The organism is Hyphomonas sp. (assembly GCF_013823385.1).
In the GTDB taxonomy this organism is placed as follows: Bacteria; Pseudomonadota; Alphaproteobacteria; order Caulobacterales; family Hyphomonadaceae; genus Hyphomonas.
Window position 1 is genome coordinate 1 of sequence record NZ_PNMA01000132.1, and the last position, 1,696, is coordinate 1,696.

At 61.3% G+C, this 1,696-nt stretch carries 4 protein-coding genes; all 4 read left to right on the forward strand.

The genetic code is table 11. From position 1 onward, the window contains the following. Positions 1-59: 59 nt before the first annotated feature. A complete protein-coding gene (locus tag C0456_RS20440; protein ID WP_367179327.1) occupies positions 60-335 on the forward strand; it encodes a hypothetical protein in 276 nt (91 codons plus the stop codon). Positions 336-368: 33 nt separating this feature from the next. After that, entirely contained in the window at positions 369-653 is a 285-nt protein-coding gene (gene traL / locus C0456_RS20445) for a type IV conjugative transfer system protein TraL (protein WP_066270727.1), read from the forward strand. 1 nt (position 654) lies between these two features. After that, positions 655-1,233: a type IV conjugative transfer system protein TraE gene (locus C0456_RS20450; RefSeq protein WP_291056520.1), complete on the forward strand. Its 579-nt coding sequence runs from the start codon at positions 655-657 to the stop codon at positions 1,231-1,233. Next, positions 1,230-1,696: type-F conjugative transfer system secretin TraK (locus tag C0456_RS20455; RefSeq protein ID WP_291056523.1), on the forward strand; the 467-nt coding region annotated here is incomplete at its 3' end. The genes C0456_RS20450 and C0456_RS20455, both read left to right, overlap by 4 nt.

The following is a 1,696-nucleotide window of genomic DNA, read 5'->3' on the forward strand; positions in this document are numbered from 1 at the left end:
GGGGAATTGCAATGAATGCACTCTCGATGAAGCAGGGTCTGTCGCCGAACACGATCCTCATGGCGCTGGCGGTCTTCGCCATCGTCTCGCTGCTGACCATGGGCGCTGCCTATGCCGGTGCCGATGCCACCTTCAATACCGCGCTGACCACCTTCACGAACTTCCTCGAAGGTTCGGGCGGTCGGATCATCACCGTGATGAGCCTTGCCGGCGGCCTCGTCGCCCTCGGTTCGGGTCGTTTCAGCCTCGCCCAGGTCGCCGTTCCGGTCGCCGTGGGCGTGGGTGCCGGCACCGGCGTTCCGATCGTCACCTCGACCGTCACCGCGACGATCTGAGGCGGCGTGCAACCTAGGGGAGGGCGGTAAGTCATGGACCGGTACAGCATTCCTTCGCATCTCGACGACCCGGAGCTGATCGGCTTCTGGACGCTGGATGAGTTCCTCGCGATGGCGGTTCCGTTCATCTGGGGCATTCTCACGCAGCACGTCGTGATCGGATTGGTGCTGGCGGTGCTTGGATGGTGGGGGTTTAGGAAACTCAAAGCCGGGCGGGCCACATCGTGGGTTTTCCACATGGCCTACTGGTACCTGCCGTCGAGCTTCACCGGTCTGAAGGCGACACCGCCCTCCCATCTTCGCATGATGGTGGGCTGAGATGGATCATTCCTACGGACTGGCGCAATCGCAGCGTGTGCTCAAGCAGCGCAACATGCTGGGTATCACCGCACTGACGCTGGCAGGCCTGCTTGTCCTGCTCCTGATCTTTGGGTTCACGCGCGACCGCGAGATCGTTCTTCAACCCGTCCTGCGCAGCCCGCTGACCGTATCGTCGAGCGGCGTCTCCGAGGAATATCTCGAGATGGTGACGCGCGATACCGCTCTCATTGCACTCAATCGCAGCCCTGAGAACCTCAACTACTGGATGGAAACGATCCTCGAGATCGCTGCGCCCGAGGCACACGGGGCACTGAAGCGCGACCTCATGAAGGTCATCAAGGAGCAGGGCAATTCGAGCATCAGCCAGTACTTCACGATCGGTGCGATCCGCGTCGATCCCGATACCCTGACGTCTGAGGTCTCTGGGACGCTTCACACAGTTGTCGGCTCCAAAGCCGTCACAGCCGAGCACAAGCGCTTTCGCTTCACCTGGAAATATTCCGGGCTGTCTCTGCAGCTCATTGGCTTCGGCATGATCTCCAAGGTCGAGGGCCAGAAACAAGGGGAAGAGGCATGATCACGCCATACGCAATCGGGCTCTTTGCAAGCGGGACGGCCCTTGCTGCCCGTCCGCTCTGCCTCAGCAGCCGAACGATTGGCGCAGGGCTTTTGGTCGCAGGGGCATTGCTGATGGCCTCACCGGCTTTCGCAGATGAGACGCTGCTCGCGACCGATAACAGCGAGGTCGCTTGCACGATATCCAAGTCTGGCCTGACGCGGGTCAGTCTGAAGGACGATCGGTTCGCCAGCGTGTCGAAGTTGACCACCGGCAACGAGACCGATGACTTCACCGTCGTGAACGAACCGACGCGCGGCGACATCTACATCTCCGTGCCCGAAGGCTTCACAAAGGACGAGGTTTCGTTCTTCGGCACGACAGCCAAGGGCTTCGTCTACAAATTCGCCTGCCGCCTCGAGGGCGAGCGCGCCCATCAGGTTTTCGTCGAGAACCGCGATATCCTCGGCGAAGAGCCCGCCGA